Below are 16,440 nucleotides of genomic sequence, written 5' to 3'. Positions count from 1 at the left end.
TTATTCATGCCTCTTTTCTATTGAAATATCTTCAGACAAATAATTTTTAAGCGTACTGTTGATAGCCTTTATATATGCGATTCGATCTTGCTGCCCCCAAAAATGCAACTGATTACCTGCAGATGGCGTATAGTATTTCAAGAAAACCATCTTTGTGCAAAATGGAATAAATTGGCCTTTCTTGTCCATTTCAATAATTGCATTTCGTTTGACATCAAAAGTGGAATTATTTAATGCCGCGTTATCACTCATATTAAGCAATGCTAAGTTTGCTATAGAATGCATGTACTCTGTGTTACCCTGTGCGGATAATTTTTGTATTACTTTTTGCTGGATGTCTTCAAATTCCAGTCGCTCTAAACGTTGCCTATCACAGGCAATTTTCATCTCCTCGACCAGTTTATCGTTCTCCTCGGCGAGGGATACAATAGATGGAATGTGCAATCTCAGCCATTCTTTCCAATCCTCTTGCTTCTGCATACCTTCTGACTGTTGCGCATGTATATGCTCCAAGCTCCAGGAAATTTTTCCTGTTTTTTGAAACTTAAATTTTTCAAACGGAAACCACTGGGTCTGCTCGCCGTTTTGCCGAACTGATTCAACATTGAATAAAAGCAACAGCTTGCTGATTCTTGCATAATCTGTAGACTTTTCATAGCTGAGTTCAGAATAATTGGTGTGTATGTCAATACTTTTCTTAATATAAGCGTCTAATTCTGATTTGAACTGGTTTTTTGTTATGCCTCGCCCGTTTATATTGCGTTTGGACAATGCGAAAATATCCTGCAAAGACTTAGTATTTGAAGAAATCAAGTAGCCAATTTTGTGGTAGAGCTCATGGTCTTCATACCAATCTTTGAGAATTAGAAATGTATGCTGGATTTCCTTCCAAATCTCGTTTAGATTTTCCTTTTGATTCAAGTCATCAAAATAGAAAAATGTGAAGTATTTTTCTTTGTTATCCGCAGACTTAGTCGAAATCAAATCTAAGATCAAGTCAATACGTGTTTGGTATTTTGCATTTGAGTGATTAGTCAAAAAATACCATAAGGAGTTGTTATGCAATTCCCTTTCAATATTATCCCATTGCAGAGATATCTCTTCCTGCTTCTCCCTGTCAATTTCAGAATTATTATCTCGGCTCAGGAACATTGCTTTTATAAGTTCTGCGCTCGTCAGAGGTATTTTGCCGATATTGAGGCGCGTAAATAGTGCTATAGCATCGTCAGACTCACCCACCTCATACCAGATGATTTTAACGCGCTCAGCAAGATACTCATATATTTTATCAGCAGCAATGACATCGTCTTTCTGTCCAATAAACCAGTCATCAATTGTTCCATACGCGCTATATATGTAGAAGAAATCAATATTTGTTTCTGCTATCATCTCATCAATGGAATCTAGAAATGCTTCAGAGTCAGTACGAGTTTCATAGTTTAAAGAATAATTAAGTCTTATCCTTGGTTTATATTCTTTCTGAATGTATTTCAATAAGATGTATAGTGTTGTCAATCTCTGCTGACCATCGATGAGTTCATATCGGTCGTTATGTTTTCTAACCACAACCGGCTGCAAACAGTAGCTCTTTGCACCATTAGTATAAATGTCATCGAGCAAACGATAGACCTGATCTTTTTCCCATCGATATCCTCGTTGATATGAGGGAATATAAAATTTCCCTTCAACTGAGCCAACAAGCTTCGTTTCTAACTTTATATCAGCTTTTGCCAAATTCATCTTCTTAATTCTCCTAGCTATATATTATGGAATACTTACTCCTATTTTTATCTGGAACATATCCACGGTAGTTCTTGGAAACATATCCTCTATTGTCTTTCGTTTATAGGAGCATATCGAGCCTTATTCAACATAGCCTATCTTGGATATACCAATAACTCCACGTCTTAAATATTTAATACCTAAGGAGTCAGGTTGAATCGAATCAAAAGCGAACGTCTCAAACTCAAATGTTTCTGGCTCAAGAGATTCAGGCTGGAAGGTTTCATAGTCAAATGTTTCCAATCCAATATCCTTAATTACATCTTCAGGAAGTGAGTAGTCCTGATCAACAAGCCCAAACATTGTAATGCCAGTATCTACGCAGAAAGATATCACAACTTTGTATCCAGCATTATATGTGAAAGAACCAATCACAGAACCCACTAAACTTCCAATCATATATCCAACCACGGGAAGTTGGTTTAATACAATTTGTCCTACGGATCCTCCAACAATGAATGATGTTGTTACAAACATATCTCTTATTAATTCATTGGATAATTCGATTCGAGTTTTCTTCCCTGTTGCTACCTGATATGCGTTCTTCAAAGTGTTCATTGCAATTACAGTAACTGCACCTACAACACCAGGATTAATATCTTTTAGCGTTTCTCCAAGCAATCCACTTATAATGTGCACGCTTGTCAAGACACGAAATTCGATTTTCTAAGATAAGTCTCCTTTCGTGATAAAATATTAGGCTGCAAGTGGCTGATGTCCGTAATACACATCAGCTGGTGTGCGGTAGTTGTAACTCTGATGCCCTCTTTTGTAATTGTATGTTTCTATGTATTCTTTTGTGAGTGATTTAACTTCATGAACAGTTTCAGGGCACAGCAAATACAAGCGTTCCCACTTATATGAACGGAAAAATCTTTCAATTGCTATGTTGTCAGTTGCTCGGCCTTTGCCGTCCATGCTGATTTTAGTCATTTTTAGATGCTTAATACAATCAATGTAAGCTTGTGATGTGAATTGGCTGCCTTGATCACTGTTAATAATTTCGGGCATGCCGTGCTCCTTTACAGCGCTTTCTACTGCGCGTATGACCATATCTGTTTGCAAAGTGTTGCTAATGGTATAACCTACGATAAATCTTGAATACCAGTCGATTATGGCTGTTAGATATACAAATCCTGTCGGGGTTCCTATATAAGTGATATCAATAGACCAGACTTGATTTGGACGATTAATGTCAAGATGTCTTAAGAGATATGGGTATGTCTTGGATTGTTTTGCACGCTTACTCAAATTAGGGCCAGGATAGAAGCAGGTAATGTCCATTTCCTGCATGTATCGCTTAACCAAGCGTCTGCCCACATGGTTGAATCCGAGTTTGCATAGCTCATTGCGTATCCTTCTAACACCGTATGAAGGTTCGTCAAAGTGAATTCTATCAATGGCATTTTTTATGGTAATCTCATCCTTCGATGGGCTTATTTCAACAGGCTTGTGATATGCACTGGATCGTGGCAAATCAATCAATTCACATTGATGTTTGACTGTTAGATCTGAATCAGTCCATTCAATCAGCGACCTTTTTTCTTCATTTGTGAGATTTGCACCTGTTTTTTTTTAAGCCAGTCTACATCCAGTGTGAGTTCACCAATTTTCTTTATAAGATGCTCCTTTTCATCTTCATGTTCGCGCTGAATCTTTTCAATGTTTTCGTTCTTCTTATCAAATACGGCGGACATGTTGGATAAAAACTCTGCTTTCCAGCGACTAATTAATTGTTGTGATACATCATATTTTTTAGCGATTTCAGCCAATGTGCTTTCTTCGCGAAGGAGTTCAAGCACTATTGCGGCTTTCTCCTCAGGGGTCCAGTTTCTTCTCATTCTGCTCATGTTCTTATTTTATCTTATTTTTTAGAATATGTGTCCAATGCTATGTGTACATTTTAACTCTTACAGCAAGCTGTAAGCGCAGCTGCTACACTACCACGAATAAAACCTTCTGAACTGCCCGATACTGCTGCAAATCCTATCTTCTTAAACTGACCTTCTTCAATCTCACCATTTTTTATTAGATAATCGATTGTTTCATATATTTCGGGACCGACTCTAAGAACAAGTGAAATGACCGCTGCACTCAAACCGGCTTTTAATGATTCCTTCATTACAAGTTCAAGTGATAACACATCAGGTGCAGAAATTCCAAAATCATCGGCTTTAAATTTGCCTTCTTTGGCAATTGCAGCAAGTTTCTCGGAATTTGCTTTACTCAAAGGAATCGATTCGTTTCCCTTATTATCAGCCATTCTATCTCTTAGTAAATCTAATGTTTCTTGATAACGCTTAACCTGCTCTGGACGTCTTGCTCCTTCTGTTTTTATCATGCGTTCCAGCCAATCTGTTGCCTCTGTCAATTGGTCATGTGGTATTATTCTAATCTGCCCTGAATAAATAGGATCATTTAAGACAAAATCCACATCTGAATAATTTCTATCTGCCAGATACTTTTCTAAACTGTCCTTACCGCCTGTGGTTTGATATTCCTTAAAGCGTTGAAACACACTGACCGCCTGTGTGCGAGCACTTTCTTGGCCACTCCCATAGTATTTCAGGCCGAAGTTTTCACCGAAATTACTTGATGCATCAACTGACCCAAAATCATGGCTGCGGTCGACAATTACTCGATGAGCTGATTCATTTGTTGCAGCATTTACATTAAATGTGCCTGCGTGCCAAAATTCAGCAATATCTCCTTTTAACATTTTATTGGGAGTTTGTTTTCCCATAAAATCGTTTATGCTTTTTTCAAGCAAGCTTATTTCTTCGTTAACCGAATCAACATATGCGGCTCTTGCCGTACCAAAATCATCACCTTTAAAAGCACCCATGATGCCCCCGGCATTCTTTTCAAAGTATTCATATCCTTCTTGAAAACCTACCATCATAATTGTTCCTCACTCAATCCTAAAAACTCACTTAATCCTTTCAGATAAAATATAAGAACTAAGCATGAATATTCCTGCTCTTCTATCTTCTTATTATTAGTAACCTTCGTAAACACATTCACTCCTCTTACAGGTGCGTTCACTATAGCAACCGGGATTGCTTGCATAGAGGCCAACAGCTTTTTAAATCCATTTACTTCTTCTTTTTCATTTTCAACGGTTGGTTCCGGCACTGCCATTACATCTGATTTTCTTTCAATAAGCTTTGTAATCTCTGGTTTGCTTCCCTTTGCGTATTCAATAAAATTATCATATTCATCAATGGAAACCACTTTATCAACAAACAATACACTTTGTTTACCAAGCCAACAATATTGCATTCCATATTCAGAAAATTTCTTCTGCATATGCAATCTTTTATCTTTAATCAGCTTACTGTTTCCAATAAACAAAATGTACTGTTCTGAAGATATCTGTGCTGCATTTGCGGTATATTCTTTCTCCGTCCATACTTGAGCTGCTACCACACCATCTTTTACCCCGATAATATCATCAGCTTCATCATCTTCAAGGCTTATAAGTTGAGCCAAGAAATCTCCATACGGTTTAAATTTTTCTTCACATACTATAATTAACTTTTTCACGAAACATCCTCCACATTATCAGTATTCTTTTATGGACAAATAATTCTGCTAAAAGGTGCACACACCTTGAGAAAAATGCACCCGGGGTGTGCATTTTTTGGCAGAAATGTGTGCATTTTAAATATTTATACCTGTTTTGAAACTGCTTTAATCCCAAAAACAGCAAAAAGCCCTTGAAATCAAGGGCTTTGCATCGTATCAAAATTGGTGTACCTGTTTGTCTAATCACCTTGATTTTGATACAATTTAGCATTATTCATTAACGCTAAAAAGTTCGAATATCGCTAAATTGTGCACACTGTCATGATTTTGGCTACAAACCACACCGCTTGTAAAGTTGCGATGCCTTTTTCTTTGATACGTTGAATACACTTTTTCTTACTCCTTTCAGAGTCCCATTCGTGTCCAACTTTATGTCCGCACCTCCAAGAACTTCTGGAATTTTATCCGGCACAATTTTCTATAACGAATCGTTGCGCTTACGGACTTTGTTGATCTAGGTATAAAAGGTATACAAATTAATGCCCCGCATAATCTGATGTTGCTTTGATGCAAAGTTTCCATGCCCATTTAACCGCTTCCCGCCGTTCATCTAAGGTATATCTTTTGGCCATACCAGTATCTCTAAATAAAATCAGTTGGATTTCTCTACTTTTATTAGCTAGTATTAATATTATTTATATATCGTATCGAAGTGTTTTTTAAATTTCTCTAATTCTTTTTTGGTTGTTATTAATTTATCTGGAGAACCTGTACATTTAGCCGTTTGATATATAGCTATATTCCCATTATTATCTAAAATTTCTTTACATTTTCTAAAAACATAATCTATATGCTTTATGTATTCTTTAGCTTCATCATCTATGGGTAACGTACATGCCATCTTATAACAATCTCCAAATCTAACCAAATTTATTCTTCCTGATATATCAAATGATTCTTTCATTAAATCATTCATACACTTACCTCCTTATCTTTATATTTTTGTTTACAAAGTAGAAGATGCTGTATTTATAATGCCCCCATCATTTTTCAAATCATTATTTTGAATAACTCTCATAAAATCATTCTTTTTAATAACTTTTAAGTCATTATCTTTTATTATATCTAAATTCATTATTCTATTAGCTTGATAGGCTATACTTTTTTCAAATAAATTTCTTATTAACCTGGCATTTCCAAAATTCCCACTCTTATTAGTCACTAATTTTGCTATAAATTCTTTTACAAATTTTTCGCTATCATCATCTAAAATATATGAATTATTTTTACACATATAATTCAGAATTTCAAACAATTCATTCTCATTATAATCATCAAAATCTATATATTTATTGAATCGAGACATTAATCCTGGGTTAGATACTAAAAATTTGTTCATTAAATCAGGATACCCTGCTACAATAACAACTAAGTCCTCTCTATAGTCTTCCATCAATTTCATTAAAGTATCGATTGCCTCCTGACCATATCCATCATCAGATGATAGACTATATGCTTCATCTATAAAAAGCACTCCTCCTAATGCATTTTTTACAATTTCTTTGGTCTTAAGTGCTGTTTGTCCCACATAACCTGCTACAAGGCCAGTTCTATCCGTTTCAATCAAATGTCCTCTTGTCAAAAAACCAAGCTCATGATATATTTTTGACGCTAACCTTGCAACAGTTGTTTTTCCTGTTCCTGGATTACCTGTAAATACTAGATGAAGAGATATTGAAGGTATAGAAAAACCTCTTTCTTTTCTAAGTTTTTGCACCTTTATAAAATTAATTATACTATTTATTTCTTTTTTTACCCCATGGAGTCCGATTAGAGAGTTTAGTTCATTCATATACTCATCTAGCTTCTTGATATCTATTGCTTTTTCTAACTTATTAGATATTTCAATTTGATAGGATTTGATTCCATTAATCCATTCACCTTCATAAAGTATGTTTCCTTCTAAGTTATATTCTATTCCTTTTCCATGGTATGTTCCATTAGCCCATTCACCTTCATATTTTAACTCTCCTGTTTCATAGTAAGCTTTGCCATATCCATTAGCTTCTCCATTCTTAACTATTCCTTCAAATTTCAAATTACCATTTTTATAATATCTTTCTTCAAATTTTCCAAACATTATTCTTCTCCAATTTTATATTTATTGCCTACACTCTATTACACTATAATTTCATCTATAACTTGTTTATATATTTTTTTCATATCATTCGCTAAATTAATAAGTCTATAGTCTATTAAATTACTTGTTTTTAAATACTCAATTAAATTGTTAAATCTTCGCTCAAGCCTATCTTTATTAGAATTATATAACTTAAGTGTTAAAAATTTGTCTTTTTCGCTTTCTACATTTAAACTCAAGTCATATAAATCACCTAATGCAAATAATATCTCTGATATCACACTTAAATCATGTTCAATATTCTTGGCTTTAAATCTAGCATTTATATATTTTAACATCTCATCAATATCAGATGCATCGTTTCCATCATCCAATAAAGTGTTAACTAAAGCATTTAAATCTCGTCTAATTTGGCAAATTTCATCTACTATTTGATTGAATATTGTAAAATCCATAATATACCTCCTCGTATACTTTAATTAATGACAAATTTTCATTGGTTTTCTTCATTACGGCATTATATTCTTCTTGACTGTTTGAGCCGTATATATTTCTACCATGCTTTGCATCTATTCTTTTGAGTTTATATGCTGGGTTGTTATAAATTTACTATCCATACTCGTTTATCTTGGTTGCATATTGACCTTGTCCCCTATCGTGCAGTAGTCATTGCCCCTGAATCATGAGTCTGAACTTGGTTACCTAATGTAAATGTTTACGTCCTTCTGGCTTTACCACCCTGCTTATGTTTTAGCCATTTCAATACTTGTAATGTTGCTTTCGTACTTGAATGTTCCTTTGGCTTCAGAGCCCGTGACTATACCTGTACGGTACAGTTTGAATATGTAGGGGCTTGTAGTACAGTTGATTTGTTATCGAATATAATAAGGCGCTGGGATACATCAGATATATTAACTATCTTGTTGATTAAATTGTATTAAGAGTATGGTAGTGCCTTGGCGAATATGCGTGCATCGGCTCTTGTAGCATATTTGTTGTAGTTTGGAAATCACCTTGATTTAAAGATACGTTAGCAAAACTATTGTTATATGTACGGTTTCCCTTGAACCTATCAAATTCTGATAAATATGCAGCCAATTGCATCATCGTCGCTATCAAAAAACCCGCTGTGACAATTCAATTAGTTTTTTCTGAATCTCATCTATTTTCAATCCTCCGAACACAATTGATTTACATCTTGATGTGCATATCCTCATTATACATTTTTTACTCAAATATTTCAAAATACATTAAATTCCAATAACGCCTCATATATTCAGCTATCAATATTTGAAGAACAAAAACGGAAAAAGAAAAATCCTTGCCGTTAATTGAACTGTCATTTTCAATCTCCTTAAATCAACAAAACAAACAAATCCAACAATAATGTAGGATGCTTTCTTAATTTATTTCATTCTGGAATATCTGCATCAAATTTTTCATAACACCAAAATAACAATTTCTAGATAAAGCTATAAACATCCTTTTTTGAACAGGAAAATTTCCATCAAGTAATCGTCAAATAGTTTAAATGTATGTCTAATTCGTAATCAACAATTGTTTCTCGAGTATCTGAAATAACTGTTATTCCTTCTGCCAATCAAAATATAGCCACCGCAGACATATATACTCCTCTCTTATCAAAAAGAACTTTTCCTTGCTTATTTCAAACTTTTCTAAATACTCTCAATTTAAAATCATGAAAAACCCGGAAACAATAAAACAATTTAGTATAACTAATCTCTGGTATCCATTAAACCTTCCAAATATACTCCTTCTTCATGATGATTCTCAGAAGAAGATCAGCCATGCACTCCCGCCCTTCGTGATATGCATATCTTCTATCTTCCTCCGGAGTCATGTGTTCAACAGTATAGTCATACTTGCCATCTATCTCATCATATACATCCCAGGAAACCTTCATTATGCCCCTCAGCCATTTTTCTATTTTTTTGCGGTTCACATCATCCATGGTGTTTAAAAACTCCACAAACTCGCGCCTGATAGATTCCTTTCCTTCGTCATGATTCCTCCAATAAGGCTCGTTTTCCGTTTCTTTAAAATCGAATACTGTCGACCTTCTGCATTGCTCCAACAAGAATTTTTTCGTCAATCTGAAAACCCCCAATAGTTTTATTGTTTTAACCTTTAAAAACCCTCAAACACACCATCTATTCAATGTAGGCCGCATCAGCAACCTGCTTCCTGTCCCATTCATTTTCTCAATCCTCATAGAAGTATTCAGGGCTATCAAGTATAAAACTACAGCCTCCAAATTTGACTCTTTCATCGTTTAACAAAAAACTGTAGCTTGGCTTTCTGTATATGATTTTCAATGAATTCTTCGAACCGCATTTTGGGCATTTCCTATAGTTGACTCCCATCGCAACCCCCTTGCATGACATATTGTGAATACCGCACCGCTTCTAACTCTATTGCCCAAACACACCAATCCAGTGCCGCCATTGGTTGTTAATACCCATTAATAACAATTATTTACTAAAAAGTTATGGTTTGCATAGGATGCCCTATGTGTTAGCATAGTTGTCATAAACATCTTTTAAATGTAAAGTAGTATTATAACTAAATTTACGGAGGATGATTATGGCTCACTATAGTAAAGAATTTAAAGAATCTATTATAAAAAGAATGATGCCCCCAAACAGCGAATCAATAGCTTCGATTGCCAGAGAAACTGGTTTGTCGGAAAACACACTGCATATGTGGAAGCGTAAAGCTCGCGCCAACGGATTTGCAGTTACAGCTGGTGAAGAAGAATCCGAAAAATGGACAACTCAAGACAAATTCCTCATAGTTGTTGAAACCGCAGCCCTGAGCGAAATTGAGCTTGCAGAGTATTGCCGAAGCAAAGGACTTTTCGTTGAACAGGTGCAAGCCTGGCGTGATGCGTGTATGCAAGCTAACGGCGGAGTTGCGCAGGAAGCCGCAAAGCTGCAGCGATCCAACAAGGAAAAAGATAAAGAAATTAAAAAGCTTACATCAGAACTCAAAAGAAAAGAAGCCGCCCTTGCTGAAACTGCCGCGCTTATAGTTCTTAGAAAAAAGGCCCAAGCGATCTGGGGGGAAAACGAGGACGAATGATCAGTGCCCAAGATCGCGCTATAGCAATACAGCTGATTGAAGAAGCAACAGTTAATGGAGCAAGAGAACACAATGCCTGTGAGGTTATTGGGATTAGCCACAGAACTTTATTTAGATGGAGAAGCAACAAAGCCCCAAATGAAGATCAACGGCCTCATGCAAAGCGTCCAATGCCTCATAACAAGCTTACCGATGACGAGCAAGCAAAAGTAATCGAAATAGTAAACCAGCCAGAATTCAAAAGCCTGCCGCCAAGCCAGATAGTTCCAAGACTTGCTGACAAAGGCTTATACATCGCATCAGAATCAACCATGTATCGCGTACTAAAACAACACAACATGCAACACCACAGAGGCAAGGCTAAAAAACCATCAAACAGACCTGTTTCAACACATAGCGCTGATGGCCCCAACCAAGTGTGGATGTGGGACATAACATACCTTCCAGCCGATGTTAAAGGGTTCTATTACTACCTGTACATGATAGTCGATCTCTTCAGCCGGAAAATTGTTGGATGGGAAGTATGGCCTGTTGAAAGTGCTGAAAATGCCAGCATTCTTGTTCGTAGGGCCATTATGGCTGAACGACGAACACTTTCAGGTGTACCGCTGGTTTTGCACTCTGACAACGGCAGTCCGATGAAGGGCGCTTCCCTGCTTGAAACACTGTATCAGCTTGGAATAATTCCATCTAGAAGCAGAGCCCGTGTAAGCAATGACAACGCCTATGCTGAATCCGTATTTAAAACCTGCAAATACAGACCCGGATTTCCAACCAAAGGTTTTGCAAGTATAGTAGCTGCCCGTGAATGGGTCTTGGAGTTTGTAACATGGTACAATCAAGAACACAGACACAGTGGGCTTAATTTCCTGACCCCAAAACAAAGACATGATGGGCAGTCAGAATCAGTATTTTCAAGGCGTAAAGAAGTATATGAAGCTGCTAAAAAAGCCCACCCCGAACGCTGGTCGGGTAGCACACGCAATTGGGAGCTTGAAGAACGCGTTTGGCTGAATCCCGAACGAATTTCTCCTAAAAGCGAGGAAGAAGAAAAGCTTTCTTAGCAAATACATATTCCAGTAATTTATGACAACTTAATTGACAAACACCGATATCTATAAGTCTATTGTTTATATGATTAAAATAAGAAAACCATTTAAACTATATGCAAACATAAGTCTTTAAATGGTTTTAGGGTAATATATCTAATTTCTTTAAATTGAGCCCACAGAAAATTTCTCAATTTAAAGAAATTAGATTATATTTGTGCAACCTGGCAATCATAGAATATTCCAGTCATAGAATTATTCCTTAGACCCATGGCTTTGCGTCCCTGCCTTTAGACAAGTTTGCCAATTATTAAATTAGGTATGATATAAACTAGTAATGAATATAATTAGGTCTTTATACCCATACCAATTTATCGTGATTTTACTACGCTAGCTGTCAATAGATTTATTTATTAAAGGACTAAAGATACTAAATTATATTACTTCATAGCAAATATAGATTGTAAAGTGGAATTCACAATTTGAAGGATACTTCAAATTGGTGATCATTTTAAGTGTGTGCATCCGATCACTTCGTTCAAAAATCATAGAATCAGTGTTTAAGTTCACTTTCCATAGCATTAAAAAAACATTTTGTAAATGGTAAACTAAAACCATGAAACCTTTACACACAACATTTAAGAAGTATTTGTTACCTTTTAATGCTGTATTTTTTATAGTACTCCTCGAATTCATACGGTAATAAAGGTTTACTATAATAGTATCCTTGAACTTTGTCACACATAAGTTCTTTAAGAATATCTAATTGCTGCTTTGTTTCTACGCCTTCAGCCACTACCATTTTATCAAGACCATGAGTATAGTTTATTATACTGCTTACTAGTTCTCTTACTTCCCTTTGTTTCAAACGATCAATAAAATATTTATCAATTTTCAATAAATCAAACGGTATTTCTCCAACACTCATAAGAGAGTTATAACCCGTTCCAAAGTCATCTATCGAAATTTTATATCCTAAACCTCTAAGATATTTTAATATGGCTAACAATTTTTTGCCTTCTAAGTTAATAACCCGCTCTGTTATTTCGATTTCGAATCTTGATCTATCTAAATTCTTTCTTTCAATTAGTTCTTGAGACCATTCTATAAAATCTTCATCAAGTAATTCTTTAGCGGTCAAATTAATGGCATAGTTTGTGACAATCTATAATGTGCACGCTTGTCAAGACACGAAATTCGATTTTCTAAGATAAGTCTCCTTTCGTGATAAAATATTAGGCTGCAAGTGGCTGATGTCCGTAATACACATCAGCTGGTGTGCGGTAGTTGTAACTCTGATGCCCTCTTTTGTAATTGTATGTTTCTATGTATTCTTTTGTGAGTGATTTAACTTCATGAACAGTTTCAGGGCACAGCAAATACAAGCGTTCCCACTTATATGAACGGAAAAATCTTTCAATTGCTATGTTGTCAGTTGCTCGGCCTTTGCCGTCCATGCTGATTTTAGTCATTTTTAGATGCTTAATACAATCAATGTAAGCTTGTGATGTGAATTGGCTGCCTTGATCACTGTTAATAATTTCGGGCATGCCGTGCTCCTTTACAGCGCTTTCTACTGCGCGTATGACCATATCTGTTTGCAAAGTGTTGCTAATGGTATAACCTACGATAAATCTTGAATACCAGTCGATTATGGCTGTTAGATATACAAATCCTGTCGGGGTTCCTATATAAGTGATATCAATAGACCAGACTTGATTTGGACGATTAATGTCAAGATGTCTTAAGAGATATGGGTATGTCTTGGATTGTTTTGCACGCTTACTCAAATTAGGGCCAGGATAGAAGCAGGTAATGTCCATTTCCTGCATGTATCGCTTAACCAAGCGTCTGCCCACATGGTTGAATCCGAGTTTGCATAGCTCATTGCGTATCCTTCTAACACCGTATGAAGGTTCGTCAAAGTGAATTCTATCAATGGCATTTTTTATGGTAATCTCATCCTTCGATGGGCTTATTTCAACAGGCTTGTGATATGCACTGGATCGTGGCAAATCAATCAATTCACATTGATGTTTGACTGTTAGATCTGAATCAGTCCATTCAATCAGCGACCTTTTTTCTTCATTTGTGAGATTTGCACCTGTTTTTTTTTAAGCCAGTCTACATCCAGTGTGAGTTCACCAATTTTCTTTATAAGATGCTCCTTTTCATCTTCATGTTCGCGCTGAATCTTTTCAATGTTTTCGTTCTTCTTATCAAATACGGCGGACATGTTGGATAAAAACTCTGCTTTCCAGCGACTAATTAATTGTTGTGATACATCATATTTTTTAGCGATTTCAGCCAATGTGCTTTCTTCGCGAAGGAGTTCAAGCACTATTGCGGCTTTCTCCTCAGGGGTCCAGTTTCTTCTCATTCTGCTCATGTTCTTATTTTATCTTATTTTTTAGAATATGTGTCCAATGCTATGTGTACATTTTAATCCCTCTCCTTTCCCAGTCGACAATTTGCTCCGAAGCGTGTTCTATTACATATTTTGATATTTCTTTAATCAAACCAATTTCTTCAGCGATTTTAATAAATACATTTGGCCCAACTGGTTTTCTGCTGCCTCTATTCCATCTTATTAATATTTCTACGCCCGATACTGTATTCTCAAATATGTTGATTTTGGGTTGATAAAGCAAATATAACTCTTTATTCTTTAATGCATCATTAAGTGTACCTGCTATTTCATACATTTCTTTTCTTTTTTCTTCCAAATCATCGTTATAATAATATATTCCAGATTCATGCTTATCACCTTGCTCGTATGCTATCCTCGCTTTAATAAATACCTCAAGTGGGTTTTCTATCTCTCCGGAATAATTGTAAATCCCAGCTTTTATAGCTAACCTAACGCTGTAGCCTTCTATATTTATAGCATTTGAATATTTTTTAATTGTTTTCTTAGTTTTTTCAATATGATCACATTCTGCACAAGCAATTGAAATGATTTCATTATCACTGGATGCATATAAAGCATCTCTTCTACACCCATGCATAAGCTCATTAATAAGATTTTTAGTTAAATTTTCAACAATCGAATGATTTACATATTTGCCTATACCTTCAATATTCGTTAATTTAATAGATATAATTGTGAATTTTTCTTTATTATGGATTTTTTCTTGTAGGTCTTCAATCAGTTTATTCGTATTATACAGCCCTGTAAAAGGGTTGATTAGATCTTTTTTTCGTATTTCCTCGTTCAATTTATCTACTTTCTTGAACAAAATACCTGTAATACTTCCAACTATACTAAGAATAATAATTCTAGTGGTCCAATTCTCTGTGCTTTGCATTATCCCTTGCGATACAATTAAAGGCATGAAAGGACCTGCTAAAATACCTGAAACCAGCGCGACAATAAGACTTCCTCTAACACCCCAAAAGTATGCTGCTAATATAATTGGTATGTAGATTAGATGAAGATAGACATTTTGAGTACCATTTGTTAAATATACGAAAATTAAAATAGTTGTAACCAGGACTATAACGCCCAACAATTTACAAATAGCCGATATATTCAACTTTTTCGCAACTTCTTTCATATGGTAAACCTCCTATCTAAACATTCTGCAGAATCTCATCATATAAAAATCTCAGGATGTATTTATCTTTATCAATATCAACATCAAGATAATAAAATGCTATTTTTCTTTCAAATTGTATGCTTAGTTCATTTTCAATATCCTTCACCCTATGCTGTAGAACGTCTTTGTATATTTTGCCAACCAAATATTTACCTTTTTGCAATTCATCACAGGCGTACTTTTCCAACGGAGTTTTTTGTAACCAGAAATGAATCTCAATTTTATTCTCATCAATTCTGGCGTGAATATTTTTAGGGCCTCGTCCTGTAAGTTCCTTTATGTGTTGGATTATTAAAAAACAAATGTCTCTTTCATGAGTTTTCATAATGTTGCGCAATCCTCCCATCAAAAATAAAAACCGGAAAGAATTATTTCAACTCTTCCCGGTTTACAATTTTAGCTGCTAAATGCATCTACTATATTGTCGAACCGCTACATTTTTTATTTGAGCCCTATTTTGTTCGCTCATGACCATTCAGCCTCGTCCAGAAACCTTCCCAAGCTAAATCAATTACTTTATTGTAAAAGGGATTATCTTTATCATAATATACTCTATTTGAAATTACTCCCTGTATCACCATATGATACTGGAACAGAGTACTTTCTAAATTAATATGTTCTTGAACAATTTTAAGTTGAACACAATCTTCAAAAATGAGCCTTAGTTTTTCAATTATTACTTTATCATTTTCGGCCAATGTATTTCTGACCCGATCTATATATTTTTCATCCAGTAAGCCAAACCTTCTCCAAAATCGCGCCTTAATTGGATCTGAGTAATAATCAATAATAGAATAAAATATCTTCTTTATTTGCCTATCAGGGGGAACATTTGAATGTTCAACTATGCTATTGAAATATTCATAGTAATGATCTAATTCACTTGCTACAATATCAAATAATAATTCCTCTTTACTTTTGTAGTAGTTATAAAGTGACGGTGCCTTTAAACCTATCGACTGAGCTAATTCGTTCATACTAAACAAAGTGCCCTTCTCTGCAAACAACATGGTTGCTTCTATTAAAATTTTATTTTTCATCATAATTTATTCACTCCCTGACTTAATCCAACTTACGAATAGTCGTAAGTTAATACTATCAAATGAAATATATTGACGCAAGTTAAATGTTTACCTTTCTTCAAGCAAGATTAATAAACCTTAGTTAATATCAAAAAAACCTTAAAAGAAAAAGTAAGTTCCGTTTGTATGTCTAAACGGAATTTACTTTTTCTTTTAAA

14 protein-coding genes, 1 pseudogene and 1 riboswitch are annotated in these 16,440 nt (G+C 35.2%); of the genes and pseudogenes, 1 reads left to right on the top strand and 14 read right to left on the bottom strand.

The genetic code is table 11. From position 1 onward, the window contains the following. The 9 genes from EAL2_RS11935 to EAL2_RS11890 all read right to left on the bottom strand — a co-directional run bounded on the left by EAL2_RS11935 (position 1) and on the right by EAL2_RS11890 (position 9,563). Positions 1 to 1,740, bottom strand: coding sequence for a DUF262 domain-containing protein (locus tag EAL2_RS11935; protein ID WP_025436604.1), 1,740 nt, complete (start codon positions 1,738 to 1,740; stop codon positions 1 to 3). A gap of 123 nt (positions 1,741 to 1,863) precedes the next feature. Continuing rightward, positions 1,864 to 2,430 (bottom strand): hypothetical protein, encoded by a 567-nt coding sequence (locus EAL2_RS11930; protein ID WP_025436603.1) that lies wholly within the window; start codon positions 2,428 to 2,430, stop codon positions 1,864 to 1,866. A gap of 48 nt (positions 2,431 to 2,478) precedes the next feature. Next, a protein-coding gene (locus EAL2_RS11925; protein WP_096325256.1) for an IS3 family transposase occupies positions 2,479 to 3,623 on the bottom strand; the annotation gives its coding sequence in 2 pieces (ribosomal slippage) (positions 2,479 to 3,350 and positions 3,350 to 3,623; 1,146 coding nt in all). 62 nt (positions 3,624 to 3,685) lie between these two features. Continuing rightward, on the bottom strand, positions 3,686 to 4,684 hold the full coding sequence (locus EAL2_RS11915) for a hypothetical protein (RefSeq protein WP_051489252.1): 999 nt from the start codon (positions 4,682 to 4,684) through the stop codon (positions 3,686 to 3,688). Further along, positions 4,681 to 5,328: a hypothetical protein gene (locus EAL2_RS11910; RefSeq protein WP_025436601.1), complete on the bottom strand. Its 648-nt coding sequence runs from the start codon at positions 5,326 to 5,328 to the stop codon at positions 4,681 to 4,683. The genes EAL2_RS11915 and EAL2_RS11910 overlap by 4 nt, the downstream gene beginning before the upstream one ends. A gap of 673 nt (positions 5,329 to 6,001) precedes the next feature. Further along, on the bottom strand, positions 6,002 to 6,286 hold the full coding sequence (locus EAL2_RS11905; RefSeq protein WP_025436600.1) for a hypothetical protein: 285 nt from the start codon (positions 6,284 to 6,286) through the stop codon (positions 6,002 to 6,004). Between the two features lie 30 nt (positions 6,287 to 6,316). Continuing rightward, complete coding sequence (locus EAL2_RS11900) at positions 6,317 to 7,450, bottom strand: AAA family ATPase (RefSeq protein WP_051489250.1); 1,134 nt, start codon at positions 7,448 to 7,450, stop codon at positions 6,317 to 6,319. Positions 7,451 to 7,488: 38 nt separating this feature from the next. Beyond that, positions 7,489 to 7,905: a hypothetical protein gene (locus EAL2_RS11895; protein ID WP_025436599.1), complete on the bottom strand. Its 417-nt coding sequence runs from the start codon at positions 7,903 to 7,905 to the stop codon at positions 7,489 to 7,491. Between the two features lie 1,298 nt (positions 7,906 to 9,203). Beyond that, complete coding sequence (locus tag EAL2_RS11890) at positions 9,204 to 9,563, bottom strand: hypothetical protein (RefSeq protein ID WP_025436598.1); 360 nt, start codon at positions 9,561 to 9,563, stop codon at positions 9,204 to 9,206. A 491-nt stretch (positions 9,564 to 10,054) separates the two neighbouring features. Between EAL2_RS11890 and EAL2_RS11880 the strand changes: the two are divergent. Beyond that, positions 10,055 to 11,616: pseudogene (locus EAL2_RS11880) on the top strand (IS3 family transposase). A 200-nt stretch (positions 11,617 to 11,816) separates the two neighbouring features. After that, a riboswitch (cyclic di-GMP riboswitch) is annotated at positions 11,817 to 11,916 on the bottom strand. Positions 11,917 to 12,253: 337 nt separating this feature from the next. On the opposite strand, the gene EAL2_RS11875 reads toward EAL2_RS11880, so the two are convergent. The 5 genes from EAL2_RS11875 to EAL2_RS11850 all read right to left on the bottom strand — a co-directional run bounded on the left by EAL2_RS11875 (position 12,254) and on the right by EAL2_RS11850 (position 16,243). Continuing rightward, the gene (locus EAL2_RS11875; protein ID WP_278246870.1) at positions 12,254 to 12,748 is read right to left on the bottom strand and encodes an EAL domain-containing protein; all 495 of its coding nucleotides are present in this window, start codon (positions 12,746 to 12,748) and stop codon (positions 12,254 to 12,256) included. A gap of 88 nt (positions 12,749 to 12,836) precedes the next feature. After that, positions 12,837 to 13,990, bottom strand: a protein-coding gene (locus EAL2_RS11870; protein ID WP_456299450.1) for an IS3 family transposase whose coding sequence is annotated in 2 segments (ribosomal slippage) — positions 12,837 to 13,708 and positions 13,708 to 13,990 — 1,155 coding nt in all. Because the reading frame shifts where the segments join, the coding sequence is not laid out codon by codon here. A 40-nt stretch (positions 13,991 to 14,030) separates the two neighbouring features. After that, positions 14,031 to 15,158 (bottom strand): EAL domain-containing protein, encoded by a 1,128-nt coding sequence (locus EAL2_RS11860; RefSeq protein ID WP_025436594.1) that lies wholly within the window; start codon positions 15,156 to 15,158, stop codon positions 14,031 to 14,033. A gap of 16 nt (positions 15,159 to 15,174) precedes the next feature. After that, positions 15,175 to 15,525: a Na-translocating system protein MpsC family protein gene (locus EAL2_RS11855; protein WP_025436593.1), complete on the bottom strand. Its 351-nt coding sequence runs from the start codon at positions 15,523 to 15,525 to the stop codon at positions 15,175 to 15,177. Positions 15,526 to 15,652: 127 nt separating this feature from the next. Further along, the gene (locus EAL2_RS11850; RefSeq protein ID WP_025436592.1) at positions 15,653 to 16,243 is read right to left on the bottom strand and encodes a TetR/AcrR family transcriptional regulator; all 591 of its coding nucleotides are present in this window, start codon (positions 16,241 to 16,243) and stop codon (positions 15,653 to 15,655) included. Between the last annotated feature and the right edge of the window lie 197 nt (positions 16,244 to 16,440).

The sequence above is a fragment of the Peptoclostridium acidaminophilum DSM 3953 genome (assembly GCF_000597865.1).
Taxonomy (GTDB): domain Bacteria; phylum Bacillota; class Clostridia; order Peptostreptococcales; family Peptostreptococcaceae; genus Peptoclostridium_A; species Peptoclostridium_A acidaminophilum.
This window is presented reverse-complemented; position numbering and strand designations above follow the sequence as displayed.